The sequence below is a fragment of the Saccharospirillum sp. ABV4_185 genome (genome assembly GCF_056159245.1).
The window spans coordinates 835,326-861,249 of record NZ_JBSWUW010000001.1 but is presented as its reverse complement, the minus strand read 5'-3'; the positions used below and the strand labels follow the sequence as shown (position 1 = coordinate 861,249).

23 protein-coding genes are annotated in these 25,924 nt (G+C 58.3%); 12 read left to right on the top strand and 11 right to left on the bottom strand.

The genetic code is table 11. From position 1 onward, the window contains the following. The first annotated feature begins 1 nt into the window (after position 1). The 6 genes from ACXAE6_RS03765 to ACXAE6_RS03740 all read left to right on the top strand — a co-directional run bounded on the left by ACXAE6_RS03765 (position 2) and on the right by ACXAE6_RS03740 (position 7,821). A complete protein-coding gene (locus ACXAE6_RS03765; RefSeq protein WP_475144711.1) occupies positions 2 to 1,258 on the top strand; it encodes a thiolase family protein in 1,257 nt (418 codons plus the stop codon). A gap of 36 nt (positions 1,259 to 1,294) precedes the next feature. Beyond that, positions 1,295 to 2,062 carry a 3-hydroxyacyl-CoA dehydrogenase gene (locus ACXAE6_RS03760; RefSeq protein ID WP_475144707.1) on the top strand — a complete coding sequence of 256 codons (768 nt, stop codon included), beginning with the start codon at positions 1,295 to 1,297 and terminating at the stop codon, positions 2,060 to 2,062. Between the two features lie 6 nt (positions 2,063 to 2,068). Next, entirely contained in the window at positions 2,069 to 3,751 is a 1,683-nt protein-coding gene (locus tag ACXAE6_RS03755) for an acyl-CoA dehydrogenase family protein (protein WP_475144705.1), read from the top strand. 92 nt (positions 3,752 to 3,843) lie between these two features. Next, entirely contained in the window at positions 3,844 to 5,679 is a 1,836-nt protein-coding gene (locus ACXAE6_RS03750; RefSeq protein ID WP_475144702.1) for a feruloyl-CoA synthase, read from the top strand. 13 nt (positions 5,680 to 5,692) lie between these two features. Then, positions 5,693 to 6,112: an acyl-CoA thioesterase gene (locus tag ACXAE6_RS03745; protein ID WP_475144699.1), complete on the top strand. Its 420-nt coding sequence runs from the start codon at positions 5,693 to 5,695 to the stop codon at positions 6,110 to 6,112. A 47-nt stretch (positions 6,113 to 6,159) separates the two neighbouring features. Continuing rightward, positions 6,160 to 7,821: a tannase/feruloyl esterase family alpha/beta hydrolase gene (locus ACXAE6_RS03740; protein ID WP_475144697.1), complete on the top strand. Its 1,662-nt coding sequence runs from the start codon at positions 6,160 to 6,162 to the stop codon at positions 7,819 to 7,821. A 20-nt stretch (positions 7,822 to 7,841) separates the two neighbouring features. On the opposite strand, the gene ACXAE6_RS03735 is transcribed toward ACXAE6_RS03740, so the two are convergent. Beyond that, a complete protein-coding gene (locus tag ACXAE6_RS03735; protein ID WP_475144694.1) occupies positions 7,842 to 8,339 on the bottom strand; it encodes a MarR family winged helix-turn-helix transcriptional regulator in 498 nt (165 codons plus the stop codon). 89 nt (positions 8,340 to 8,428) lie between these two features. On the opposite strand from ACXAE6_RS03735, the gene ACXAE6_RS03730 reads away from it, so the two are divergent. Both ACXAE6_RS03730 and ACXAE6_RS03725 read left to right on the top strand, forming a co-directional pair. Beyond that, complete coding sequence (locus ACXAE6_RS03730) at positions 8,429 to 9,334, top strand: EamA family transporter (RefSeq protein ID WP_475144691.1); 906 nt, start codon at positions 8,429 to 8,431, stop codon at positions 9,332 to 9,334. 302 nt (positions 9,335 to 9,636) lie between these two features. Then, positions 9,637 to 11,034, top strand: a complete 1,398-nt coding sequence (locus ACXAE6_RS03725) for a DEAD/DEAH box helicase (RefSeq protein ID WP_475144689.1) — start codon at positions 9,637 to 9,639, stop codon at positions 11,032 to 11,034. A 57-nt stretch (positions 11,035 to 11,091) separates the two neighbouring features. On the opposite strand, the gene ACXAE6_RS03720 is transcribed toward ACXAE6_RS03725, so the two are convergent. From ACXAE6_RS03720 to rpe, 3 genes are read right to left on the bottom strand one after another with little or no spacing between them, the layout of a single operon-like run. Continuing rightward, a complete protein-coding gene (locus ACXAE6_RS03720) occupies positions 11,092 to 11,748 on the bottom strand; it encodes an HAD family hydrolase (protein ID WP_475144687.1) in 657 nt (218 codons plus the stop codon). Continuing rightward, positions 11,745 to 12,575 carry an HAD-IIB family hydrolase gene (locus tag ACXAE6_RS03715; protein ID WP_392798492.1) on the bottom strand — a complete coding sequence of 277 codons (831 nt, stop codon included), beginning with the start codon at positions 12,573 to 12,575 and terminating at the stop codon, positions 11,745 to 11,747. Before ACXAE6_RS03715 ends, ACXAE6_RS03720 begins: the two co-directional genes overlap by 4 nt. 27 nt (positions 12,576 to 12,602) lie before the next feature. Next, complete coding sequence (rpe, locus tag ACXAE6_RS03710) at positions 12,603 to 13,280, bottom strand: ribulose-phosphate 3-epimerase (RefSeq protein WP_475144682.1); 678 nt, start codon at positions 13,278 to 13,280, stop codon at positions 12,603 to 12,605. On the opposite strand from rpe, the gene ACXAE6_RS03705 reads away from it, so the two are divergent. Further along, a complete protein-coding gene (locus ACXAE6_RS03705) occupies positions 13,264 to 14,151 on the top strand; it encodes a DUF3530 family protein (protein ID WP_475144680.1) in 888 nt (295 codons plus the stop codon). The genes rpe and ACXAE6_RS03705 overlap by 17 nt on opposite strands. Before the next feature lie 132 nt (positions 14,152 to 14,283). After that, positions 14,284 to 15,852, top strand: coding sequence for an HD-GYP domain-containing protein (locus ACXAE6_RS03700; RefSeq protein WP_475144678.1), 1,569 nt, complete (start codon positions 14,284 to 14,286; stop codon positions 15,850 to 15,852). Between the two features lie 105 nt (positions 15,853 to 15,957). Here ACXAE6_RS03700 and ACXAE6_RS03695 read toward each other — a convergent pair whose 3' ends face one another. Continuing rightward, a complete protein-coding gene (locus tag ACXAE6_RS03695) occupies positions 15,958 to 16,353 on the bottom strand; it encodes a hypothetical protein (protein WP_475144675.1) in 396 nt (131 codons plus the stop codon). A gap of 132 nt (positions 16,354 to 16,485) precedes the next feature. On the opposite strand from ACXAE6_RS03695, the gene ACXAE6_RS03690 reads away from it, so the two are divergent. Continuing rightward, on the top strand, positions 16,486 to 17,115 hold the full coding sequence (locus tag ACXAE6_RS03690; protein WP_475144672.1) for a TetR/AcrR family transcriptional regulator: 630 nt from the start codon (positions 16,486 to 16,488) through the stop codon (positions 17,113 to 17,115). A 101-nt stretch (positions 17,116 to 17,216) separates the two neighbouring features. On the opposite strand, the gene ACXAE6_RS03685 is transcribed toward ACXAE6_RS03690, so the two are convergent. From ACXAE6_RS03685 to ACXAE6_RS03660, 6 genes are all read right to left on the bottom strand, one after another. Further along, the gene (locus ACXAE6_RS03685) at positions 17,217 to 18,215 is read right to left on the bottom strand and encodes a cytochrome d ubiquinol oxidase subunit II (RefSeq protein ID WP_475144669.1); all 999 of its coding nucleotides are present in this window, start codon (positions 18,213 to 18,215) and stop codon (positions 17,217 to 17,219) included. Continuing rightward, complete coding sequence (locus ACXAE6_RS03680) at positions 18,212 to 19,594, bottom strand: cytochrome ubiquinol oxidase subunit I (RefSeq protein WP_475144667.1); 1,383 nt, start codon at positions 19,592 to 19,594, stop codon at positions 18,212 to 18,214. The genes ACXAE6_RS03685 and ACXAE6_RS03680 overlap by 4 nt, the downstream gene beginning before the upstream one ends. A gap of 11 nt (positions 19,595 to 19,605) precedes the next feature. Continuing rightward, complete coding sequence (locus ACXAE6_RS03675; protein ID WP_475144665.1) at positions 19,606 to 20,145, bottom strand: GbsR/MarR family transcriptional regulator; 540 nt, start codon at positions 20,143 to 20,145, stop codon at positions 19,606 to 19,608. A gap of 133 nt (positions 20,146 to 20,278) precedes the next feature. Beyond that, positions 20,279 to 22,024 carry an ABC transporter ATP-binding protein gene (locus ACXAE6_RS03670; RefSeq protein WP_475144663.1) on the bottom strand — a complete coding sequence of 582 codons (1,746 nt, stop codon included), beginning with the start codon at positions 22,022 to 22,024 and terminating at the stop codon, positions 20,279 to 20,281. Next, on the bottom strand, positions 22,021 to 23,766 hold the full coding sequence (locus ACXAE6_RS03665; protein ID WP_475144661.1) for an ABC transporter transmembrane domain-containing protein: 1,746 nt from the start codon (positions 23,764 to 23,766) through the stop codon (positions 22,021 to 22,023). Before ACXAE6_RS03665 ends, ACXAE6_RS03670 begins: the two co-directional genes overlap by 4 nt. Positions 23,767 to 23,856: 90 nt before the next feature. Then, complete coding sequence (locus ACXAE6_RS03660) at positions 23,857 to 24,762, bottom strand: helix-turn-helix domain-containing protein (protein WP_475144659.1); 906 nt, start codon at positions 24,760 to 24,762, stop codon at positions 23,857 to 23,859. Positions 24,763 to 24,842: 80 nt separating this feature from the next. Between ACXAE6_RS03660 and ACXAE6_RS03655 the strand changes: the two genes are divergently transcribed. Next, complete coding sequence (locus ACXAE6_RS03655) at positions 24,843 to 25,823, top strand: phytanoyl-CoA dioxygenase family protein (RefSeq protein WP_475144657.1); 981 nt, start codon at positions 24,843 to 24,845, stop codon at positions 25,821 to 25,823. The last annotated feature ends 101 nt before the right edge of the window (positions 25,824 to 25,924 follow it).

The window sequence follows — 25,924 nt, the reverse complement described above, 5'->3', positions numbered from 1 at the left end:
TATGAACGCCTATGCCGATTCCGAAAACAGCGCGCTGAAGTCGCGTTACGACGACGTCTATTTAATCGATGGCCGGCGCACGCCCTTCGCCGATTATTGCGGTGTGCTGCGTGATATTTCACCGACCGATCTAGGCATTTACGCCGCCCGTGCCTTGTTTGAAAAAACCGGCATTCCGGCGACGGAAGTCGATGCCATTGTCGCCGGTAATGTGGCGCAATCGAGTTTCGATGCCTACCTGTTGCCACGCCATATCGGTTTGTATTCCGGCATGCGTCAGGCAGCCCCAGCGCTGCTGGTGCATCGTTTGTGTGGCACCGGTTTCGAAGCCATTTTAACCGCCGCCGATCAGATTCAATTGGGCAAAGCGCAGTTGGTGTTGTGCGCCGGTGCTGAGTCGATGTCACGCAATCCGGTGGCCTCCTATACCCATCGCGCGGGTTTCCGTATGGGCCAGGTTGAGTTCAAAGATTTCCTTTGGGAAGCGACCATCGATACCGCGCCAGAAGTGTCCATGGGTGGCACCGCCGAAAACCTCGCCAGTCGTTATGGCATCAGCCGCGATCAGGCCGATGAGTTTGCCGCGCGCAGTTTTGCCGCCGCCGAACAGGCCTGGCAGGACGGCTGGTATGACGACGAAGTGGTGCCGGTCGAGAACGCCCACTGGACGCTCGATGGCTACGCCGATCGCGGTCTGAAACTGGCCGACAAAGCCCAGCGTTTCGATAAGGACGGCCATATTCGGCATTCGCCTTTTGAGGTGCTCAACAAACTGCGCCCGGCCTTTGGTGGCGTGCAAACCGGTGGCAATTCTTCCGGCATTGTCGATGGTGCAGCGGCGGTATTAGTCGCCTCGGGCGACTACGTTCGTGCGCACGGTTTAAAACCATTGGCACGTATTGTCGGTGGTTCGGTGGTGGGCGTACCGCCGGAGATTATGGGCATCGGTCCGGCACCGGCCATTCGCTCATTGCTGGCCGACCAAAAAATGTCGTTGGGTGACATTGGCCGTATCGAAATCAACGAAGCCTTTGCGGCGCAGTATTTAGCCTGCGAACAGGAGCTGGGTCTGGATCGCGACAAGGTGAACCGTAACGGCGGCTCCATTGCCATCGGTCATCCGCTGGGTGTTTCCGGGGTGCGTTTAACGCATACGGTAGCGCGTCAGATGCAAGCCGATGGTCAGCAGTTTTCGATTTCTTCGGCCTGCGCCGGCGGTGGTCAGGGTGTGGCGGTGTTGCTGGAAAGCATCTCTTAAAAGAGAGTTTAAAAAGACCGTTATGGAATTGTCGTTATGCAAATAGAGTCAGCCAATATTCTGGTTACCGGCGCGGCATCCGGTTTGGGTGAAGCGGTGGCGCGTTATCTGGTCGGTCGCGGCGCGCGCGTGCTGCTGGCCGATTTAAACAGCGAAGCGGGTGAAGCTCTGGCCACTGAGCTCGGTGAGTCGGCTTATTTTGTGACCACAGACATCACCCGTGAAGACGAAGCGCGCCGCGCCATCGACACCTTGCGCGAGCGTTGGGGCGACTTAAATGGTTTGGTGAACTGCGCTGGAATTCCCGGCGCGGCTCGTATTTTAGGCCGCGATGGTGTGCACGATCTGGACCGTTTTGCGCGCGCCATTCAGGTCAATCTGATCGGTACTTTTAACATGATTCGCCTGGCCGCCGAGGCCATGCAGCACAGCACACCGAACGATAATTTAGAGCAGGGCGTCATTATTAATACCGCCTCGGTCGCCGCTTACGACGGTCAGATTGGTCAGGCGGCCTACTCGGCTTCCAAAGGTGGCATTGTCTCGATGACCTTGCCCATCGCGCGTGAGCTCGCCAACTTCGGCATCCGCGTAATGACCATAGCGCCTGGCTTATTTAAAACGCCGATGATGGGTGCTTTGCCCGAAGAAGTGCAGCAGTCGCTGGGTGAATCGGTGCCCTTTCCGGCGCGTCTGGGTGAGCCGTCTGAATTCGCCTTATTAGTCGGCCAGATTTTCGATAACCCCATGCTCAATGGCGAAGTGATCCGGCTCGACGGCGCTTTGCGCATGGCGCCACGGTAAGCGGTTATGGCTCAGTATCGCGCGCCCATCGATGATTACCGTTTTATCTTCGAACGGCTGTTGCCCAGCGAGCTTCGGGCGACACTCGGTCGTGATGAATTGGACGACGAACTGCTGTTCGCCATTCTCGATGAAGCCGCGCGTTTTGCTGAAGATCGTCTGGCGACGCTGTATCGCAGTGGCGATCAACAAGGCTGCATGCTCGATCAGAACCAGGTGACAACACCCGGTGGTTGGCGTGAGGCCTTTGCGGATTTTCGGGCCGCCGGATGGACCGCTCTGGCGTTACCCGAAGCCATTGGTGGGCAAGGCTTGCCGCGCTGGTTGGCAACGCCGGTTACCGAATTCTGGCAGGGCGCTAATCTGGCGTTTTCCATGTTCCAGCCGTTGACCGAAGGCGCTTTGGAAGCGCTCGAAGCCAGTGGCGATAAAGCGTTGATTGAACGCTATGGTCCGGCGCTCGCCGCCGGTGAAATGACTGCCACCATGGCGCTGACTGAAGCCGGTGCCGGCTCCGATTTGGGCTTGTTGAAAACCCGTGCCGAAGCGGATGGCAACGGCGGTTATCGACTCAGCGGCAGCAAACAATTTATCACCTTCGGCAGCCACGACTTTTGCGATCGAATTCTGCATCTGGTGTTGGCGCGTCTGCCCGATGCACCCGCCGGCAGCAAAGGCATTTCACTCTTTGCGGTGCCCAGTCATTTAGACGATGGCCAGAGTAACAATGTTCTGTGCACTGGCATCGAAGAAAAACTGGGCCTGCACGGCAGTCCGACTTGCTCATTAGCGTTCGACGGTGCCCAGGCGCAATTAGTCGGCACAGCCGGTAAAGGCCTGGCCATCATGTTTGTGATGATGAACGAAGCGCGTTTATCGGTGGGTTTGCAAGGCGTGGCTGTGGCTGAACGTGCTTATCAGACTGCCTTGGAATGGGCGCAGGAACGTCGCCAGGGGCGGCATCCGCAAACCGGTGAACCGGCCTGTGCCATCATCGAACACCCGGATGTGCGCCGGCTGTTATTACGCCAGCGTGCGCAAACTCTGGCATCGCGTTTTTTAGCCAGCCAGCTGGCGTTGCGACTCGATCAGTCGCGTTGCAAAAACCACCCGGAATGCGACTGGGCGCAACGCGAAGTTGAGTTGTTAACCCCGGTCTTTAAAGCCTACTCGACCGAAGTCGCCAACCGTTTAGTGGGCGATGCCATCCAGGTGTTGGGTGGCATGGGTTTTATCGAAGAAACCGGGGTGGCGCAGTGCTATCGCGACCTAAAAGTTTCGACCATTTACGAAGGCACCACGGCGATACAGGCGCAGGATTTTCTGCTGCGAAAAATCATCGCCGATGGCGGCGAAACCATGTTCCATTGGTTGCAGCAAGTGGATCAACAGGCGCCGGCTTTGCTCGAAGAAACCGAAGCTGTTCGCCAGCTGGTGCAGCGCGCTCTGGCTGACAACAGCGACACGACTTGGCGCTTGGCCGGATCAGTGGCTTTGTTGGAAGCGGTCGGAATTCTGGCCAGCGCCTGGCAACTGAATCGTGCCCTGGCGTGCGCTGAAGATAATCAGTACGGGCAAAACTTAGCCGCTGTCTGGGCGTTTTACCGGTCGCATTTTGTCGTCGATATCGATGCGCAACTGCGTCGTGCAGAGCGCGCTGCTGATGGACTGGATTATCGGTTTGGTTGAACCGGGAGACGTTTGACGGAAGACGTTAGACGCAAGAACAACAACAAATAAAAAATGAAACACCACGAATAAAAACAATCTTAGGTGACACCATGAATTCCGTATTTCGCGATGTTCGCATCGGTCGGACCACGGCCGATTTGCAATCCCAGCCGGACGGCAGCCAGGTGCTGCGGGTACGCGAACCACTGGGCGCTTATCCCGATACCCTGATGGAGCGACTCGACCATTGGGCCGAGATCGCGCCGGATCGTTTGTTTGTCGCGCAAAGAGACGCTGCCGGTGAGTGGCGTCGGTTCAGCTATCGGCAAACGCTCGATGCAGTGCGTCGATTAGGTCAGGCGTTGCTCGACCGAAAGCTGTCGGCAGAGCGTCCAGTCGCCATTCTCAGCGGCAATTCCGTCGAGCATTTATTGCTGGGTCTGGCTGCTATGTACGTCGGCATTCCCTACGCGCCGATCTCACCGGCCTATTCGTTGATCAGTACCGATTATGGCAAGTTGCGTCACATCATCGACCTGCTGACGCCGGGTTTAATCCTGGTTGAACAGGGTGATGATTTTGCCGCCGCCGTTAATGCGGTTGCGCCCTCGGTTGAGACGCTGGCGATTGATCCCGGCCAGCAAACCCAGATGCAAAGTTTCGAGTCATTATTGGCAACCACCGCCACCGAAGCGGTCGACAAGGCGCATGCCCAGGTAACGCCCGATACCATCGCCAAGTTTTTGTTTACCTCCGGTTCGACCGGCATGCCCAAGGGCGTGATTAATACCAATCGCATGCTCTGTTCCAACCAGGAAATGCTGGTCAGTCTGATGGAATTTATGCGGGATGAACCGCCGGTTTTGGTCGATTGGTTGCCCTGGAACCACACCTTTGGTGGTAATCATAACGTCGGCATCGTGCTCTATAACGGTGGCTCGCTTTATATCGATGATGGCAAACCGGTGCCGGGTCATATTGAAAAAACCCTGGCGAATTTACGTGAAATTGCACCCACGGTTTATTTCAATGTACCCAAGGGTTTTGAATTGCTGGCAGCGGAATTGGAAGCCGATGAAGCGCTGCGTCGTTTCTTCTTCAGTGAATTGAAATTGATGTTTTTCGCCGGTGCCGGCCTGGCGCAACACGTCTGGGACAAGCTCGACGAACTGGCGGTGGAAACCATCGGCTCCAAAGTGGGCATGCTGACCGGTTTGGGCGCCACCGAAACCGCGCCCTCGGCGTTGTTTGCTTCCCTGGAGGAATCGCAGTCCGGCGTTATCGGGCTGCCTGCGCACGGCGTCGAAGTCAAGCTGGTGCCCAATGATGACAAGCTGGAGTGTCGGGTGCGCGGTCCGAATGTGATGCCCGGTTATTGGCGGCAACCGGAAGTGACCGCCAAGTGTTTCGATGAAGACGGCTTTTATTGCCTGGGCGATGCCGCCAAATTTATCGATCCGGAACAGCCGCAACGCGGTTTGCGTTTCGACGGTCGTATCTCCGAAGACTTCAAACTCGATACCGGAACCTGGGTCAGCGTCGGGCCGTTGCGCGCCAAAATTATTGCCGAAGGGGCGCCCCTGGTTCAGGACGTTGTCATTGCCGGTCTGGACCGACCTTTCGTCAGCGTGCTGATTTTCCCGGACCGCGAACAATGCCGACAGATCTCCGGCCTGGGCAAGGAGGCGAGCTTAAGTGAGGTGCTCGACAGTGAGCCGGTGCGTTCACGAGTGCGTGCCCTGTTACAGCAATTAGTCGATACCAGTACCGGCAGTTCCAACTGCGTACGCCGCGCTGTTTTGTTAGCCGAACCACCGAAGCTGGATGCCCACGAAATTACCGACAAGGGATCGATCAACCAGCGCGCTGTACTGGAAAACCGCGCTGAACTGGTGACCGATCTGTACAGCAAAACCCCAACCGATGCCGTTATCCGGCTGGATTGAGCAAGGACTCTTTATGCTGAAAAATACTCACACCCAGACCATCGAATGGGGCGATTGCGACCCGGCCGGTATCGTTTTTTATCCGCGTTATTTTGCCTACTTCGACGCCTGCACCGGCAAGTTATTTGCCCGCGCCGGTTTCGATAAGTTCGAGATGCTCAAGCAATTTAATATCGTCGGTTTTCCGATGGTCGATACTCGCTCGAAGTTTTATATTCCGTCGCATTTTGGCGAAGAAGTGGTGATTGAATCGACCGTCACCGAATTCCGTCGTTCCAGTTTCGATGTCTACCACCGCCTGATGAAAGGCGACGATCTGGCGGTGGAAGGTTTCGAAACCCGAGTCTGGGTCGGCAAAGACCCTGAAAACCCTGACGGCATCAAATCACAGCCGATTCCGCAGCAGGTAATTGAGGCCTTTCAGCGCGGCTGAGCAGTAACCGGCAACAGCAACTAACAACAATAATAAGGAGCTACGCCATGCGCTTTACCCCCACCCTGATCACCGCCGCTCTGCTGAGCGGCGCTGCAAACTCGGCACTGGCCGAACGTCTCGATTGCACGCAAGTCACGGCCGCCCGCCTAGGTGTTGCTGAGGTTAACTTGGACAACGCCGAATCGGTGGCTGGCGGTGGCGACTTTGCGCTCGATCATTGCCGTCTGAGTGGCACCACCGGCGCGCACACCGGCATGGATGGCAAGGCATACGCCATCGCCTTCGAACTGCGCTTGCCGGATGACTGGAACGGTCGCTTTGTGCACCAGTTTAATGGTGGTAACGATGGCGCCGTGGTGCCCGCCGTTGGCCCTTTGCTCGGGGGTGATAAAAGCGATACCGCGCTGGCGCGAGGCTACGCTGTTGTCTCCAGCAACGCCGGCCACCGCGGTGATGCCAACCCCGAAGCCGGTCTTGCCGGTAGTGCTCGCTTTGGTTTCGATGCCCAGGCCCGACGCGACTATGGTTACCAGGCGGTGGCTACTTTGAACCCGCTGGCCGAAGCCATGGTCGAAGCTTATTACGATGCGCCCATTGAATTTTCCTACGGCGTTGGCGGTTCCAATGGCGGGCGTCATGCCATGGTCGCGGCCAGCCGTATGCCCGAGGTGTTCGATGGTTTGCTGGCCGGTTATCCGGGGTTCAATCTGCCCAAGGCCGCAGTTCAACACGCCTGGGATGTGCAGGCCTTTCACGCCGTCAACGGCGAGGTACGCAACGCCTTCAGTCGTGACGATCTGGACCGGGTGGCGCGCAATATTCTGGCCCAGTGCGATAACCTCGATGGTCTGACCGACAACTGGGTCGCCGACGTCGATGCCTGCCAGCAAAAGTACAATCCCGACTGGCTGCAATGCTCGCCCGGCCAAACGCAGGGGTGCTTGAGCTCAGCTCAGGTAACCGCGCTGAAAACCGTCCATCGTGGTCCGCACAACAGCGACGGGGAACCACTCTACAGCGACTGGGCCTGGGACAGCGGCATCGGCTCCAATGACTGGCGCTTCTGGAAACTGGAATCACCGATTCCACCCTGGGGCCATAATTCGCTGATCGCGGTCATGGGTTCGGCGTCGCTGGCGCAGTTGTTCACCACACCGCCGACGCGGGTGGCCGGGTCGCCTCAGGCGCTGGAAGACTATCTGCTGAGCTTCAACTTCGACCGCGATGCCCCGCTCATCAACAACCGTACCGACGCCTTCCCGGAATCGGCCATGGACTACATGACACCGCCTGGGGCTGATAACCCTGAACTGGCCGATTTCCGCAGTGCCGGTGGCAAGCTGATCGTCTTCCACGGTGTCAGTGATCCGGTGTTTTCAGTGCGTGATACCACTCGTTGGTACCAAAAACTGGACGCCAACAACGACGATAACGCCGCAGCCTTTGCCCGCTATTATCGCGTGCCGGGTATGCCGCATGGGGCCGGTGGACCCGCGCCAGACGACTTCGATTTTTTCTCGCAACTGGTGTACTGGGTAGAGGCGGGGGTTGAGCCGGGCGCGGTCAGCGCTCGCGTCAGTGCGGCCAATCAGGAGGCTCAGGCCGTGCTGGGTAACGTCAGCCGGTTGTTGTGTCCTTACCCGCAAGTGCCGCGCTATAGCGGCGGCGATAGCCGTCAGGCCAGCAGTTTCGACTGCCGCGACTGAGCCTGACAGCGGACGCCTCGTTACAGTGGTTCGTCCCCCAGACTGACCAACAAGGTGCGCAGCAATTCCGCCAGTTGGGATTGCTGCACCTCACTGAGCCCGGCTAATAGCTGCGCTTCGCGGGCGACATGCTGCTCCAGCACCGCATCCACTTTTTCCAGCCCGGTTTTGCTGAGGGTAATGCGCACCGAGCGGCGGTTGTCGGGGTCGGTTTCACGCGTTACCCAGCCTTTGTCGAGCAGCCGGTCGATGCGGTTGGTGATGGCGCCGGAGGTGACCATGGCGGCCTGGGTCAGCTGACCCGCCGTTAAACGGTAGGGCGCGCCGGAACGACGCAGCGTCGCCAGAATATCGAACTCGTGGGTTTGCAGGCCGTGCTCGGCGAAGCCTTCGCGCAAACGGTTCGACAGGCGACGTTCCGCGCGCGACAAGCGGCCGATCACGCCCATGGGCGAGGTATCCACATCGGGTCGCTCGCGCTGCCATTGCTCCAGAATGGAATCGACACCGTCTTTCATGATGAATCCTTTAACGTTGAACTGTTTGACGCCAGTCTAACATTAGCTTAATATCTCAACATTAAAATATTTAGTGTTGAGGTGATTCGATGTCAGCCGTTAAAAGCAGCAGCCCGATCTGGCTGACCACTCTGATCACTGCCTATGCACCGATGATCTGGGGCACAACCTATCTGACCACCACCGAATTCCTGCCACCGGACCGGCCCTTTCTGGCGGGTGCGGTGCGCTCCTTGCCGGCGGGTCTGGCGCTGTTGCTACTGGTGCGCCGTCTGCCGCAAGGCGCTTGGTGGTGGCGCTCTGCGGTGCTCGGCGCACTCAATATCGGCATTTTCTTCGCTTTGTTGTTTGTCGCGGCTTATCGCTTGCCCGGTGGTGTGGCGGCGACCTTAGGGGCGGTGCAGCCGCTCTGGGTCGCGCTGCTGGCCTGGCTGATACTGGCGGAAAAGCCGGGGCTGTGGCGTTTGAGCTGGGGTTTGGCCGGCGTGGTCGGTGTTGCCTTGCTGGTGCTCAAAGGCGAGCTGTGGCTGGACCCGCTTGGGCTGATGGCCGGCCTGGTGGCGATGGGCTGTATGGGTTTGGGCGTGGTATTAACACGTCACTGGGGCCGCCCTTCCAGCATGCTGGCCTTTACGGCCTGGCAGCTGATTGCCGGTGGACTCTTATTGATGCCCTTGGCGCTGTGGGTGGAAGGCCTGCCGCCGGTGCTCGATGCTCGCGCCATTGGCGGTTATCTGTGGTTGTCGATTCCCGGCTCGATTGTGGCCTATTGGTTGTGGTTTCGCGGCATCAATCAATTGCCGGTCTCGGCGGTGTCCTTTCTCGGTTTGCTGTCGCCGGTGGTGGCCACCCTGCTGGGTTGGTGGGTTTTGGGCCAGGCACTGTCGGCTTGGCAATGGCTGGGTTTCCTGCTGGCGCTGGCCGCCATGCTGGCGGCTCAGTTTCAGCCTAAATGGAGTCTGGGCCGGTTTAACCCAGGAAGAGCGGGTGTTTAAGCAAGATGGCGTAGGTTTGCCAAAAGGCGGGCCTGGCCTGAGTGTTTTGCGGTTGGGTCATCATGGCGCCCTCTGTGGTGGAGTAACGGTCGGGTGGCGACCTTGAAAGAAGTTTAGTCGAGCCAATGGTATTAGCTGAAATTTATTGATGTTAATTCAATGATAGCTAATGGCTAATTTGTGACGGGCTTTACACCTTGCCCATGGCACCGCGACCTGCCTTGGGGTAAAGTGCACGCCCCCGCTGACCAGCGGACCCGTTTTTCTCACTTGCCCGATTCCACAAGAGACACCTCCTCACGATGAGTTTTGCCCCTTTGGGCCTTGCCACCCCCTTATTGAAAGCCGTGGCCGACCAAGGCTACGAGACACCTTCCCCCATTCAAGCCCAAGCCATTCCCGCCGTTCTGCAAGGCCGGGATGTGATGGCAGCCGCCCAGACGGGCACAGGCAAGACGGCCGGTTTTACGCTGCCGTTGTTGCATCGTCTGAGTGAAGGGCAACGCGCCGGCAGCAACCGCGCCCGTGCACTGATTTTAACACCAACACGTGAACTGGCCGCCCAGATCGGCGAAAACGTCACTGCCTACAGCAAATACCTGCCGATGCGTTCGGCCGTGGTATTCGGCGGCGTCAGCATCAACCCGCAGATGAAAGCGCTGCGTCAGGGTGTCGATGTATTGGTCGCGACGCCAGGCCGCCTGCTCGATCTGTACAACCAGAACGCGGTGCGCTTTAACGACCTGGAAGTTCTGGTGCTGGACGAAGCCGACCGCATGCTCGACATGGGCTTTATTCACGACATCAAGAAAATTTTGAAAGTGCTGCCGGCCAAGCGTCAGAACCTCTTGTTCTCGGCGACCTTCTCCGACGACATTCGCCAACTGGCCAAAGGCCTGGTCAACGATCCGGTGGAAATCGACGTCAGCCCGCGTAATTCGACGGTGAAGTCGGTCAGCCAGACGGTGTATACCGTCGACAAAAAGCGCAAGCCGGCGCTGCTGACGCAACTGATTCAGGACGGCAAGTGGCACCAGGCTTTGGTGTTCACCAAGACCAAGCACGGCGCTAATCGCCTGAGCGAACATCTGGAAAAGAACGGCATCCGTTCGGCGGCCATTCATGGCAACAAAAGCCAGGGTGCGCGTACCAAAGCTCTGGCCGGTTTTAAGGCGGGCAAGATCAATATTCTGGTCGCTACCGACATCGCCGCGCGCGGTCTGGATATCGACCAGTTGCCGCAGGTGGTGAACTTCGATCTGCCCAACGTGCCGGAAGACTATGTGCATCGCATCGGTCGTACTGGTCGTGCTGGCGCCACCGGCAAAGCCTACTCACTGGTCAGCGCCGACGAAGCCAAATTGCTGGCCGCCATTGAACGGCTGACCAAGCAGACCATTACCCGCACCACCTTGGATGGCTTCGAGCCGGATCAGAACGTGCCCCATGCCCGCCCGGATGACAAACCGCGTGCGCGTCGTCCGGCCAACGGCAACGCCGGTGGTCGTGGTAACGCCAGCGGTGGCGGACGCAACAGTGGCGGCGGCAGTCGCAGTCAGGGCGGTCGTAACCAGCGCTCCAGTGGCAATGGTCAGAGCCAGAGCCGGGATGGACAAAGCCGCGATGGTCAGCCGGCACGGCGTCGGCCACGCAGCGGTAATGGTTCGGGTAACCGAACGTCGAGTGGCAATCGGGCCTGAGGGTTCAAGCATAAGAAAAGAGCGCTTCGGCGCTCTTTTTTTATCGCTGAAATAAACTCATTCCTTTGCCAAGCAGCAGGCGATAACGTCGGCAAAATTGTCGGTCATTAAGATGGGTTCGTGCACCTCCAGCGGTTTATTCTGGTGGTAACCATAGCTGACGGCGATGCGCGGCATATTGATTTTTTCAGCAGGAATTAAGTCGTTCACTGAGTCGCCCACCATGATCGCTTCACTGGCATGAATGCCAAAACGATCGCAGAGAATATGCAGGCTTTGCGGGTCCGGTTTGGGGCGATCGACTTCATCGCCACACAGCACTTCATCGAAACTGTCGGCCAGTTCCAGCTGGCGTAAAAAGGGTTCGGTGTAGTGCGACGATTTGTTGGTCACGCAGGCGAGTTTTAAGCCAGCATTTTTTAATTGCGCCAGACCTTCGCGAACGCCCGGGTAACATAGGGCATTGCCGAGGGTTTGTTGGTAGTAATGACGGAACCGTTCGAGTGCCTGGTCGGATGGCAGCTCAACAGCGCGAAATTCCAACGCGCGTTCGATGAGTTTTTGCGGCCCGTTACCAACCCAGACGCGCACCTGATCTTCACTGCATGGCTCGCTACCCAGTTCCGCCAAAACGCCATTCACGGCTTCCGCCAAACCCGGCACGCTGTCGACCAGGGTGCCGTCCAGATCGAACAACACCGCCTTTAATGTCACAACGAAAATCCGTAACGCTCAGCCAGAAAATAGGCGATGGCGTGGTCGGTATTTTTGCCAATGGTTTGGGTGGCCATGGCTTTTAAGGCGGGCAGTGCATTGCCCATGGCGTAGGCTTCGTCGGCGCGTTCGAACATGGCGATGTCGTTGTCGGAGTCGCCAAAGCAGATCAGTTTTTTGGCACCGGTTTGCTGCTGCAGATATTTCACCGCATCGCCTTTGGTGCCTTCAACGTGGTGAATGTCGAGCCAGTAATAGCCGTCGTGGTACATGTCGGCACCGGCATAGACTTGCACGCCGGGAATGTCGGCCAGTTCTTCGGCCATATAGAGCACGCGTTCGTTTTCGGTGAGTGCGAAAATGTTGAACGCCGTGCCCTTGATCAGGTTGAAGTCGTTGTGGCGCTGAATGTCGATTGCCTGGCTTTCCATATAGCGCACCCAGCTTTGTTCGCGCTCGTTATCGGAATCGCGCACCGCGGCACCGATGCGGTTTTCCTCGTTCAATACGTTGGCCATGGCGTTGATGCCGTGGGCGTCCAGACGTTTGCAGACTTCGATAAATTCATCGCGATCGAGCGGCCGGGTGTGAATGGAACGGTCGTCGTTCAGGTCCCAAATCAACACGCCATTTTTGTACGCCTGGGGATGTTTGAAGCGCACATCCGGCAGGGCTTCGCGCGCGCCTTGAGGCAGGCGGCCGGTGGCGACGGTCCAGGCGATGCCGCGTTGATCGAGTTCGTGCAGCGCACGGCGGGTGACATCGGAAATACGTTCGTCGGCATCAATCAGGGTGCCGTCGAGATCAAAAACTAATAATTCGTCCACTGGGACTCCGTTATTCGGTTAGGGCAGTTAGCCGCGCTGGGCAGCGGCGAGTTCGGCGCGCATGGCGCGGATGGGGTCGGCGTAGTCGTCGGCGCCGAAGATGGCGCTGCCGGCAACAAAGGTGTCAGCCCCGGCTTCGGCGATGGCGCGGATGTTATCGACCTTGACGCCGCCATCGACTTCCAGGCGAATATCGCGGCCGCTGGCGTCGATGCGGGCGCGAGCGTCGCGCAGTTTATCGAGCGCGGCGGGAATAAAACTCTGGCCGCCAAAGCCAGGGTTTACCGACATGATCAGCACCTGATCGACTTTATCCATCACATAGTCGAGGTAACTCAGTGGCGTGGCCGGGTTAAATACCAGACCGGCGCGGCAGCCACCGGCGCGGATCAGTTGCAGCGAGCGGTCGATGTGATCGCTGGCTTCAGGGTGGAACATCACAGTAGTGGCGCCGGCCTCAATAAAGTCGCCGATCAGCCGATCAACCGGAGACACCATCAGATGCACATCCAGCGGCGCCGTGACACCATAGTCGCGCAACGCCCGGCAAAACATCGGGCCCATGGTCAGGTTGGGGACGTAGTGATTATCCATCACATCGAAATGCACCCAGTCGGCACCGGCAGCCAGAACGGCAGCGGTATCCTCGCCCAGACGGGCAAAATCGGCGGAGAGTATGGACGGCGCTATGACAAATTCCGACATCGGCAGGCGGTCTCTAGGCAGGCGGATTGCCCATTGTAGTGACGCCCGGGGGCAGGTCAAACGGCGTCTGCCCCGTTGGTTGTTGCCGACCGTGCTGCTGACCTTGTTGCCGCTCACAGCAGCCGCCGAAGCGCTCGACCAGGCGCGTCAGAACCATATGGACGATCTGGCCACCTACTACCGCAATGCGCTGCGCGGTGAGGAAGTGGTGGAACTGACCGCCAATGGTGAAAGCTTTCTCGGTCTGTGGCTGGAACAGCGCACTGGCACTCCTCAGGGTGGCATCGTGTTGCTGCACGACCAGGGCCACACCCCGGACTGGCCCTTCCGGTTGCAACAGGCGCGTTCCTATTTACCCGATGTTGGCTGGAATACGCTGTCGATTACGCTGCCGCGCACACCCGACGATTTAACCGATGCCGAATACGATCGCCTGACCATGGCGCGGGTGAACGCCGGCGTACAGCGACTGATTCAGGAAGGGCAGATGAATCTGGTGTTGCTCGGTTATGGCGAGGGCGCCTACTGGGCGGCGCGTTATCTGGTGATGACCGGCGCACCGCCAGAGAACTTCGGCTACGCTTTAATGATGGTCGATGCCACACCCGATCGCGCCGACCTGCCGGATCTGATCGGCCAACTGGAAATCCCAGTGCTCGATCTGATGTTCAACCGCGATAACTGGGCCAAGCGCAACGCTCGCGAGCGCAAGGCCGAAGCCGCGCGCAACCAGCTGGAAAACTACCTACTGATTGAAGACGCACCGGACGGAACTTTTCTCGGTGAACCCAATCCCAGCCGGACCACCCGCCGTCTGTGGGGTTGGCTCAGATCCAACGCCGCTGGCCAGGAAGTCGAGGTGAAGCGGTGACATGGAGTCGCGCCCAATTGTGATATAGTTCACACACGAAAATGGGAGTGATTGCTAACTTCAAAGCCAAGGTCGGTTATTGAATTCTTTGCCAAAGCCGACATCGATGGCCGCGATAGCAGGAGAAACGGGATGAAACCCTCCGAAGCTGCAGTTCCGGAAACAGTACCGGTTGGCGCCGAATGGAGCGCTGACAACACCAGCGATCTGTTGGTCCGGCTGGCCCAGGAAAAAGGACTGGGCAACCTGATGCAGCGCATTCTGCGCGAAGCCCGTGGCTTGACCGGCGCCGAAGGCGGCACCTTCTACCGCTTTATCGACGATGGCGACAATTCCCGACTGGCGTTCTCGGTGGTGCACAACACCGTGCTCGGCATCGAGACGATGATCAACGAAGGCCAAGACCAGGGTTGGCCGCCGATCCAACTTTACAAGGACGGCGAACCCAACCATCGCAACGTGGCTTCCCACGTTGGCCTGACCCGCCAGGCGGTGAACATTCCCGATGTTTACGACGCCGAAATGTTCGACTTCACCGGCACCCGCCATTTCGACGCAGCGCACAACTACCGTTCCAAATCGATGCTGACGCTGCCGCTGCTCAACCACGAAGATGACATCATCGGCGTGATGCAGCTGATCAACGCCCGCGATGCCGAAGGCAACACCCGCGCCTTTTCGCCGGAAGATCAGGCCACGGTTCAGGCCATGGCCAAATTCGCCGCCATCACGCTCGACAACCAACTGCTGGTGCAGAGCCACAAAGACCTGCTCGATGCCTTTATCCAGGCCTTGGCGCGCATCATCGACGTGCGCTCGGCCCACACCTCGGCGCACTGTCAGCGCATACCGGTATTGACCGAACTGATCGCCCAGGCCGCCTGCGAAGACACCGAGGGCGTCTTTGCCGACTTCCAACTGAACGACGATGAATGGTACGAACTGCACGTCGCCGCCTGGTTGCACGATTGCGGCAAGTTGGCGACCTCAGAAAACGTGCTCAACAAGGGCCGTAAACTGCAGAAACTGCACGATGGTTTCGATGCCGTCCGGGCCCGCTTTGCAACGGCCATTGCCGTGGCGCAAAGCGAAGAACAGAAAGCGGCGCTGCGCGACGACCTGGAATTTATCGACCAGGTGAACCGTGGCGGCGAATTTATGTCCGACGAATTCAAAGCGCGCATCGAACGCATCGCCACCGGCACCTGGCCGGACGCCTACGGCGAACCGCGCCCGCTGCTGACTGAAGACGAGGTGTACAACCTCAACATCACCCGCGGCACCATCAACAACGAAGAACGCGCCGAAATTAACCGCCACATCGACATCACCATCGACATCCTCGAAGGCCTGCCGTTCCCACCGAAACTGCGCCGCGTACCGGAATACGCCGGTGGTCACCACGAACGCATGGATGGCAAAGGCTACCCGCGCGGTTTAACGCGCGACCAACTGTCGATTCCCGCCCGCATGATGGGCGTGGCCGACATCTTCGAAGCGCTCACCGCCAAAGAGCGTCCCTACAAACCGCCGATGCCACTGAGCCAGGCGTTCACCATTTTGCGCCGTATGCGCGACGACAATCATATCGACGGCGATGTCTTTGAGCTGTTCCTGCGCAGCGGCAAATGGCGCCAATACGCGCAGGATCATCTGCTGCCGGAGCAGGATGATATCGTCAGCGTGGAAGAGTTTTTGTGAGGCGTTAAGCGGGAGACGCGCAACGGAAGACGCTAAACGCCAGATACGGAAAAGGCACCCAAGGGTGCCTTTTCTATTTTGCGTCTCCCGTTCCCTGGTTCCTCATCAAGCGTCTATCGCAGGTCGTGCAAAGTTCACTTCGCGAATGACCTGCCAGCGGCCCTCTTCGAACACAAAATCGATGCTGAGATCGACCTTCATGGGTGCGCCACCGAAGGGGATTTTGCGCGACACCAAAATATGCCCGCTATCGCCGGATGCCTCTACGGCGTGCACCTCTGACCACAGATGATCTTCCGGGTTCTCATCCTTGAACGTCTGTTCCAGCATGGCCAAACAATCTGCTTTATCCAGGGTGGCGAGCTGACCGTTGTTATCGAGCATCATGATCTGAAGATCCTGGTGATAGATGTTCTGTAAGGCGGGCAGGTTGGCGCTGACCCCGGCCTGCATCAGTTCATCAAGGCGAGTGCGCAGGTTGGCGGTGGCTGTATCGGTCATGGGTAAGCTCCTTGGTTGTCAGGCAGAGGTGCGTTAACGGAGAGCATGCGTTGATGGATCGCTATGTCTCTTTGATTTATGTAACGATCCATATAAAATCATCTGAAAAAGGTGGCCGTCAAGGGTTTTATATTGAACGATACAAAAAGATTGGGTCGGCCGCGCGCCTTTGATTACGATCGGGCTTTGCAGCAGGCAACCTCAGTGTTCTGGAACAAAGGCTACGATGGCGCCTCCATGCGTGATCTGACCGGTGCCATGGGCATCACCGGGCCTAGCCTGTACTCGTCATTCGGTGATAAACGCCAGCTCTACCTGAAAACCATCGATCGCTATATCGAGGCCGATAGCTGTGCCCCTCTGGATGCACTGGAAAGCGAAGACGACATTGAAGCGGCGATCCGCGGGTTTCTGACCGAAGTGGTTCGCGATGCAACCGAACATGAGAGCGGTGCCCGAGGCTGCTTTCTGGCTTCCAGCGTCGTCACCTCTGTCGGCCAGGTGGAGGGCGTGGCCGAACGGGTTGCTGCCGCCATTGATTATGCGCAACAACGGCTGACCGCCCGTTTTGATCGTGAAGTCAGCAAGGGGCGCTTACCGGCTGATTTTCCCTCGCAAGAACGCGCGGCCCTGCTGTATGACCTGCGTCAGGGGTATATGTTTCGCGCACGTGCCGGCTGGAGTCGCGCACAATTGCTGCAGGATATGGATGCGCGCCTGGCCTTGTTGTTGACGACGTCACCGCCTAAGCAAGGCGACTGATTCTGGTTGTGATGAAAAGCAAAAAAGGCACCCAAGGGTGCCTTTTTTTGTAACTTGCGTTCAGTGTTTCCCGTCCAGCATCAAGCGGGCGCGAAGCGCCCTCAGTGATACCGTAAGGTGGTGGATTTTCCCCAAAACACCCGATACGCATACACCGTATAGGCCAGAATCAGCGGCAATACGATGGCGACGCCGACGCCGATAAAGCGCAGTGAGGCTTCGGCGCTGGCGGCGTCGGTGGCGGTGATGCGGCCGGGCACGACTTCAGGGAAAAAGCTGTAGGCCAGGCCGAAGAAGCTGAGAATAAACAGGAAGGCGGTGCCGAAGAACGGCAGCCAGCAGCCGACGTCGCCGCGTGTTGGCACCTGACGCAGGTATTGGTCGACGACGACGATCAGTACCAGACACATCAGCGGAATGGGAATCAGCAGAATGACCGCTGGCAGCGTGAACCAGCGCTCCGCGACGGCCGGGCTGAGCAGCGGATTGACGATGCTGATCGCCGCCAGACCGATGGCCGCCAACCAACCGCAGTAGCGCGACCAGCGCGCGGCGCGCACCTGCAATTCGCCTTCGGTTTTCATCACCAGCCAGGCGCCGCCGATGTAGGCAAAGGCGGCGGTGACGCAGACCGCGCTTAAGGCGGCAAAAGCGTAGGCAGTCGGGCTGTTGTCGAAACCGAGCACGTAGCGGCCGAGCATATAACCCTGGGTGGCCGCGGCGATGATCGAGCCGGCCTTGAAGGCGTAGTCCCAGAAGCGGCGGTGGCCGGTCACGGCCTTGGCGCGGAAGTCGAAGGAGACGCCGCGCAGAATCAGCCCGAGCATCAACAAGGCTGCCGGCAGATACAGCTCGCGCAACACCAGCGAATGGGCTTCGGGGAAGGCGATCAGTAAGATGCCGACGGCCAGCACCAGCCAGGTTTCGTTGGCGTCCCAGAACGGACCGATGGAGGCGATCATGCCGTCGCGCTGAGTTTCGTTATCGAGCGGCAGCAGCACGCCGACACCCAGGTCGTAGCCATCGAGTACGGCATAGACCAGCACCGCCAGACCCATCAGAAACAGAAAAATATAGGGCAACCAGTCACCGGGAATCATGCGTCGGTCTCCTTGGTGTGATGGGTGTTGAGGTAATTGAAGTCGGTGGACATTTCATACTCTTCCACCTTGACCGATTTGCGCGCCATGTAGAACAACGTCTGGATGTAGGCGAACAGCAGGCCGGCGTAGAGCAGCAGATACATGGTCAGCGACAGTCCGACCTGGCTGCCCGGTACGGTGGTGACGGCCTGATCGGTCGTCAGTACGCCGGTAACCAGCCACGGCTGGCGGCCGATTTCGGTGACGTACCAGCCCGCCAGAGTGGCGATCCAGCCAGAGAAGGTCATGCCGATCAGCACGCGTTGCAGCCAGCGCGGTGGGTCAGTGCGATGGCTGTGCAGATGCCAGAAGGTGGTCCAGCTGACCAGCAACATCAGAATGCCCATGCCGACCATCACGCGGAAACCGAAGAAGACGGGTTTGACCGGCGGGTGCATGCCGTCGAATTCGTTGAGGCCGGGAATTTCGCCATCGGTCTGGTGGGTGAGAATCAGGCTGGCCATGTTGGGAATGCCGATTTCGAAATGGTTTTCGCGATCTTCTTCATCCGGCCAGGCAAACAGCAACAGCGGTGCGCCGTGTTCGGTATCCCAGACGGCTTCCATGGCGGCGACTTTCTGTGGCTGATGCTCGAAGGTGTTCAGGCCGTGCATGTCGCCGACCACAATTTGCACCGGAATCAGCAGGGCGGCGACGGTCATTGAGGTTTTCAGCGCCACACGCGGTGCGTGTTTCACATCGCCTTTGAAGATGCGGTAGGCGGAAATACCGGCAACCAGGAAGGACGCGGTCAGACCGGAGGCGATCAACATGTGCGTCAGGCGATACGGCATTGACGGGTTGAAGATGATCGCCAGCCAATCCAGCGGCATGGCGACACCATCGACCATCTCGAAACCAGCCGGCGTATGCATCCAGGAATTCAGCGCCAGAATCCAGAACGCCGAAAGCGTCGTGCCGATGGCGACTAAAAAGGTTGCCAGCGTGTGCACCCAGTTGGGTACGCGATGAATGCCGAACAGCATCACGCCCAGAAAAGTCGCTTCCATAAAGAAGGCGGTGAGCACTTCGTAACCGAGCAAGGGCCCAGCGATGTTACCGACGGTTTCCATATAGCCCGGCCAGTTGGTGCCGAACTGGAAACTCATGGTGATGCCGGATACCACGCCGAGCGCGAAGCTGAGCGCGAAGATTTTCACCCAGAAGCGATAGACGCGCATCCACACCGGATGGTTGGAAATATTGGAGCGGACTTTGAAATAGAACAGCAGCCAGGCCAGCGCGATGGTGATGGTTGGGAACAGGATGTGAAAGCTGATATTGGCGGCGAACTGGATGCGCGACAATATCAGTGTCTGGGCTAGATCGGCTTCCATGGAAGTCTCCGTCAGTTTTTACGGCCACCCGGACGAATCCGGTCGGTGAATTTGAGAACACCGGTACCCAGCGTCAGCAAACGCTTTAACTGGTCGGGTGTCAGGCTTTGTATTTCGTCGAACCCGCGATTGAGCAACTCCAGCAAGTCGTGCATTTCCTGCAACTGTTGGCGGGCGTGGCTGGGCGGGTCGTCTTCGGTGCTGTCCAATAACTGGCTGCGCAACAAAGACAGGGTGGGATCCATCTCGCGTTTTTTGCGTTCCGTCAGCACCTGTTGCGCGAGCTCCCAAATGCTGCCGGCGGCGATCAGATAATCCTTGCGATCGCCCGGTTCGCGGTGGGTGCGCACCAGGTACCAGGCGTGCAGCTCTTTCGCTGCCATACTGACATTGCCGCGTGAAACTTTGAGTTCGGCGGCGATTTCATCGGCGGCCAGCGGCCGATCGCTCAATACGATCAACGCCAGCATCTGGCCGACAGTGCGGTTGAAGCCCCAGCGGCTGCCCATTTCACCGAAATGAACCACGATGTTTTCCAGTTCCGGCGTCAAGCTGACCTCTGTAGTTTCAGAAATTTCTGAAAGTTTAAAAACTTATGACTGAATCGCCAAGTTTTTTGATGTAAATCAATGCATCTGGTTGATTGTCGATTGGGATGTCTAAATTCGCCATCAGCACAACTTTTTACTCCGCCACGGTTGGGTCCTTACGCATCTGCAGTTCATACAGATGCTTGTACAGGCCCTCTTGCGCGACCAGTTTAGCGTGGCTGCCCAACTGCTGAATCTGGCCCTGATGCAGCACCACCAGCTGATCGGCGTCTTTCACCGTACTCAGCCGGTGGGCGATGGCGATCAGTGTAACGCGGCCGCGCAAGGCCATCAGTGACCGCTGTATCAGTGCTTCGGTGTGGCTGTCGATGTTGGCCGTGGCTTCATCGAGAATCAGCACCGCCGGCTTACGCGCCAGCGTTCGCGCCAGGCTGAGCAGTTGTCGCTGACCGCTGCTGAGGTTGCTGCCGCGTTCGGTCAGCACCGTCTGGTAGCCGTTCGGCATGCGCATAATGCTGTCGTGCAACTGCGCCTGCTGGGCGGCGTCGATGATGTCGCTGTCGCTGAGTGGCAGTTCCAGACGGATGTTATCGGCAATGCTGCCGGCGAAAATAAACGGATCCTGCTGCACCAGACCCAAACGCCGGCTGCGCTCGGCCGGGTCGAGCCGTTCCAGTGGCACACCGCCGACCAGCACTTGACCGTATTGCAGCGGATAAAACCCCATCAGTAACGACATCAGCGTGCTCTTGCCCGAGCCGGTGTGACCGACGATGCCGATAAAGGCACCCGGTTCGATGCGCAGGTCGATATCGCGCAGCACGGTATGGCGGCCGTCGTAACTGAACAGCTCGATGTCGAATTGCACCGAGGCGTTGTTGGGCAATTCCGGATGCTTGGGCGCGCTTTCAATCGGCTCATCCAGCAACTGGAAAACCCGGTCGGCCGAGACCAGCGCCTGCTGAAACAGATTCAGCCGCGAAATCATATCGACCATGGGTTCGGTCAAATTGCCCAGATAATTCAGAAAGGCGTAGATCACCCCGACCTGTATCGCGCCGGTCGGACTCAGTGCGTCCATGCCGAAGGCGTAGAGCAATGCCGCCAGCACCGCCATATAGAGCAGATCGACCAGGGCGCGCAACATGACGCCATCGATAAGGATGTTGCGGATTTTGGCGCGGTAATGATCGGTCGATGTGTTGCCAAAGGCTTTGCTGAACGCCGCCTGCTGATTCATCAACTGAATCACGCTCATACCCTGAATGCTCTCGCTGAGTCGGGCATTGATATCGCTGAGCAGCGAACGCACGCGCTGGAACACCGGCGTCGATAACTTGCTGTAGGCGAGCATGGCGACGACGATGCCCGGCACCAGCGCCGCGCTGATTAACATCAGGTGCCAGTCGAGCAACGCCATGGCGATGAGAATACCGACCATGCGGATGGAGTTCTGCACCACCACCGAGATGACGTTGACGTACAAGTCTTTGATGGTCTCGGTGTCGTTGGTGATACGGCTGACCAGACTGCCGGTCGGGGTGCGATCAAAAAATGCCATCGGCAAACGGATAACGCGCGCGAACACCTGCTCGCGAATGGTCTGCACCACATTGAGCGCGATCTCGTTAAAGCGAATTGCCTGCTGGAAAAAGGTCGCCGCCGAGATCAATTGAGCGGTGATATAGGCCAGCACCAGAGCGACAATCGGACCGACGGTCCAATCGCCCGGCGTTAAATGCTGGTCAATAAACACCTTGATCAAATAAGGCCCGAGCACATTACCGGCGGTGGCGACTACCAATAACAATACCGCCTGAGTCAGCAAACGCCGATAAGCCAGGCCGTATTTCAGCAGCCGCAAAAACGGACGATTCATCGGCCATCCTCCACGGTGCGTTCGAGCTGCTGGTAATCGTAGGTGCGTTTATACCAGCCATTTGCCGCCAGTAATTGCGCATGGCTGCCGCGCTCCAGTACCCGACCCTGATCGAGCACCAGAATTTCGTCGGCCTGTTCCACCGCGCTTAACCGATGGCAGGCTATTAAAGTGGTGCGGCCGGCACTCGCTTCTTTGAGATGCGCCAGGATGTGTTTTTCGGTGCCCAGATCGACCGCCGACAGCGCATCGTCGAGCACCAGAACCGGTGCATTGAGCAACAGCGCTCGCGCCAGCGCCAGACGTTGTTTCTGACCGCCTGACAAGGTCACGCCACGCTCACCAACGCGGGTGGCATAGCCATCGGCAAAGCGCTGAATGTCGTCGTGCACCTGCGCCAGTTTGGCCGCGGTTTCAATTTCCTCGACCCTTGCATCGGGTTTCGCCAGGGCGATGTTTTCGGCAACGCTGGCGGAAAACAGAAACGGCGATTGCGGCACCACGGCCAGATGTCGGCGCAGATTGGCGAGGCTGAATTCGGCCAAGGCTTTGCCGCCGAGTTGTAGCTGCGCATCGGGGCTTTCCGACAGTCTTAAGATCAAATCGATCAACGAGGTTTTACCGGCGCCGGTGGGGCCGACCAGGCCAATTAACTGGCCCGGTTCAACCTTCAATTCGATATCGCTCAGCACCGGCTGTTGTTCCGGGAAATGGCGGAAATCGCGGATGTTAATGCGCAGCGCGGGCTCAACTGAATCTTCGAAGGTGCCGCCGTCGGCGATGGCCGGTTCGGTATCAAAAATTTCCTGGATGCGCTTGTACGCCGCCTGACCGCGTTCAACCAGATTGAGCATCCAGCCGACGGCAAACATCGGCCAGATCATAAAGCCCAGATAGAGCGTAAAACTGGTCAGTTCACCGAGCGTCATCGCATCGTGCACGATCAGCCAGGTGCCGCCGGCAATGCTGAGAAAAAACGAGGTACCGATGGCCAGTGAAATGGCCGGATCGTATTTGGAATCGGTGCGCGCTACCGACTGGTTGGCTTCATTAGCGTCGCGCGCGATGGCGTTGAAACCGGCGTCTTCGACCTGCTCGCGACCAAAGGCGCGAATCAGCCGAATGCCCGCCAGGCTTTCCTGAACGCGATCGTTTAGGTCACTGAAACGTGCTTGAGCAATATGAAAAGAGGCCTGCATTTCCTGACCAAAACGCCACATAAAATAACCGACAATCGGCCAGGGCAGCAGTGCCACCAGCGTCAGTTGCCAGCTGATTTGAGTGGTCAGGACGATCAGTACCAGAAGCCCGGTCAGGGCGCCGTCGAACAACGCCAGTACGGCTTCGCCGGCGGTCATTTCCACGGCTTGAATATCGTTGGTGGCGCGGGCCATCAGATCGCCGGTTTTGTGCTCGGCGAAAAACGACGGTGGCTGCAACGACAGGTGTTGATAGAGGTCCTGACGCAGTCGGTTAGCGAGTGCAAAACTGGCACCAAAGAGCGCCACCCGCCAGACCACACGCAGGGTATAACTGACCAGCGCTACGGCCAGAACAATGCCGACGTTAAGCAGTAATTGCTGGCGCGTCAGGCTGCCATCGGCGATGGCGTCGACGACTCGTCCGGTAATCCAGGGCGGTACCAGAACTGCCAGGCCGACAATGATCAGTGCCAGCACCGCCAGGCCATAGCGACGCCATTCTTCGCGGAAAAACCACCGTAATTGCCAGAAGACCGACACCCTGCCTCCTTAGCGCGAGCCGACCAAACAGAAGGCGGGCAGCATAGTGAAGGCCGGGCGAAAACACCAGACGCGCCAGCGCGATAACAGTCAGCGAAAACGGCGGCGTAATTGGCCCGGCGTTTCACTGCGGTATTTGCGAAACAGCCGATTGAAATTGGCCAGGTTGGTGAAGCCGGAACGTTCGGCGATCAGCGCGATTGGCTGGTTGCTGCCAATCAGTTCCGAGCAGGCGTGACCCAGCCGAACCTGAGTCAAATAATGATGGACGCTCTGTTTCATATGGCGACGGAAAAATCGGCTCAGCGTCGCCGGGCTCATATGGGCGCTGGCGGCCAATTCATCCAGCGACAAGGGCTCAGCAAAGCGCTGATGGATGCGTTCCAGCAGCGCGCTTAACTGCTGCTGGTCCGAGGGCGCCGGTCGGCTGGCGGCAAAGCTCGGTGATGCCAGGGTCTGATGGGGCGCCTCGAGCAGCTGATCGAGAATGCTGAGCAATGCCGCCAACCGCTCGCGCGGTGTGGCTTCGACGAGCGCTTCGAACTGCGGCAGCAGCTGTGCGCTTAAATCGGCATCGAAGGCCAGGCCCTGACGCGCTTGCAGCAATAAGTCGGGCAACTGACGATATTCGGCAAAGCCCTCGCTGAGCCGCTGCACCCAATCCTGACTGAACCAGAGCACAAAGGCGGTGTGCGGTTGGCTTGGGTCGGGACGTTCCAGCGACTGCCAGGAATGCGGCAGGTTGGGGCCGATCAACGCCAGATCGCCGGGTTGATAGTCGCTCAGATGATCGCCGACAAAGCGTTTGCCGGCGCTGTTCAAGGTCAGCGTCAGTTCGTATTCGGGGTGGAAATGCCACTCGAACGGTAGCTCATCCAGCTGGCGATGAAAGAAGCGCCAGGAAGCGTCTTGCGGGGGTGCGATGTGTTCATGAAAGGCGCGCATGACGATGCATAGTAACCAGTAATAAGCCTGAGAATGATCGGAAAGTATCATTCTTTGCGTGCTTTGGATAACACCGATGCAGCGAGCCGACCAGAATAATCACTCCAACAAGAACAACAGGAGGAGACGGCATGCGTTCTCAAGCCTCAACATCCGGCCAACCGCAAAACCGTTACGGCTTTGGCGACAACGCGCCGGGCAATAATTCCATTGCCAACACCGGCGATGTTCAACTGCGCGAACTGAGCAAACAACAACCGCTGCGCGTGCTCAGCGAAGCCGATTTTGTGCACTGGCAGACATACGGCTACGTCATCGTGCCGAACGCCATCGATGCCGATGCCATCGAACGCACGCGCCAGCTGTTATGGGAATTCCAGGAAATGGACCCGGACGACAGCCGCACCTGGTATCAGCATCAGCGACGTGATCACGCCATGGTCGAACTGAATAACTCCGGCATGGTGGAGTGTTACAACCACCCACAGCTATGGGCCAATCGTCAGACGCCGCGCATTTATAACGCCTTTGTCGATATCTGGGATCGCGAGGATCTGTGGGTCACTATCGACCGCGCCAACCTGAACCCACCGAACACCCAAAAGCGCGCCTTCAGCGGTTTTATTCACTGGGATGCCAACACCACGCTGGATCCTTTGCCGATCAATGTGCAGGGCGTGTTGGCACTGAGCGATACCGACGACGACACCGGCGGCTTCCAGTGCGTGCCGGAACTGTTCCGTGATTTCGACGCCTGGCGCGCCAATCAGCCGGCCGATCGCGACCCTTATCAGCCGGACCTGGGCGACCTGAAACCAACCTCAATCCCGCTGCGCGCCGGTGACTTACTGATCTTCAATTCGCTGCTGGCCCACGGTATTCGCCCGAATCATTCTGACCGCGTGCGCATGGCGCAATACATCGCCATGGTGCCGGCCGATGAGAGCAACACCGAGATCCGCGACTGGCGCATCCGCTCCTGGCGTGACCGCGAACCGCCACAAGGCTATGCCTTTCCGGGCGATCCGCGTGAGTGGGAGAAGCTGAAGTATGGCCGGGCGGAGTTGACGGAGCTGGGGGAGAAACTTTTGGGATTGAAAGCCTGGCGATGAGTGGGAGACGGGAGACGCTTGACGGGAGACGCTGGATAGCGGCGACGGGCTGGTTTTAGTGGTTTTGCGTCTCCCGTCTCCCGTTTCCCAGGCGCGAAGCG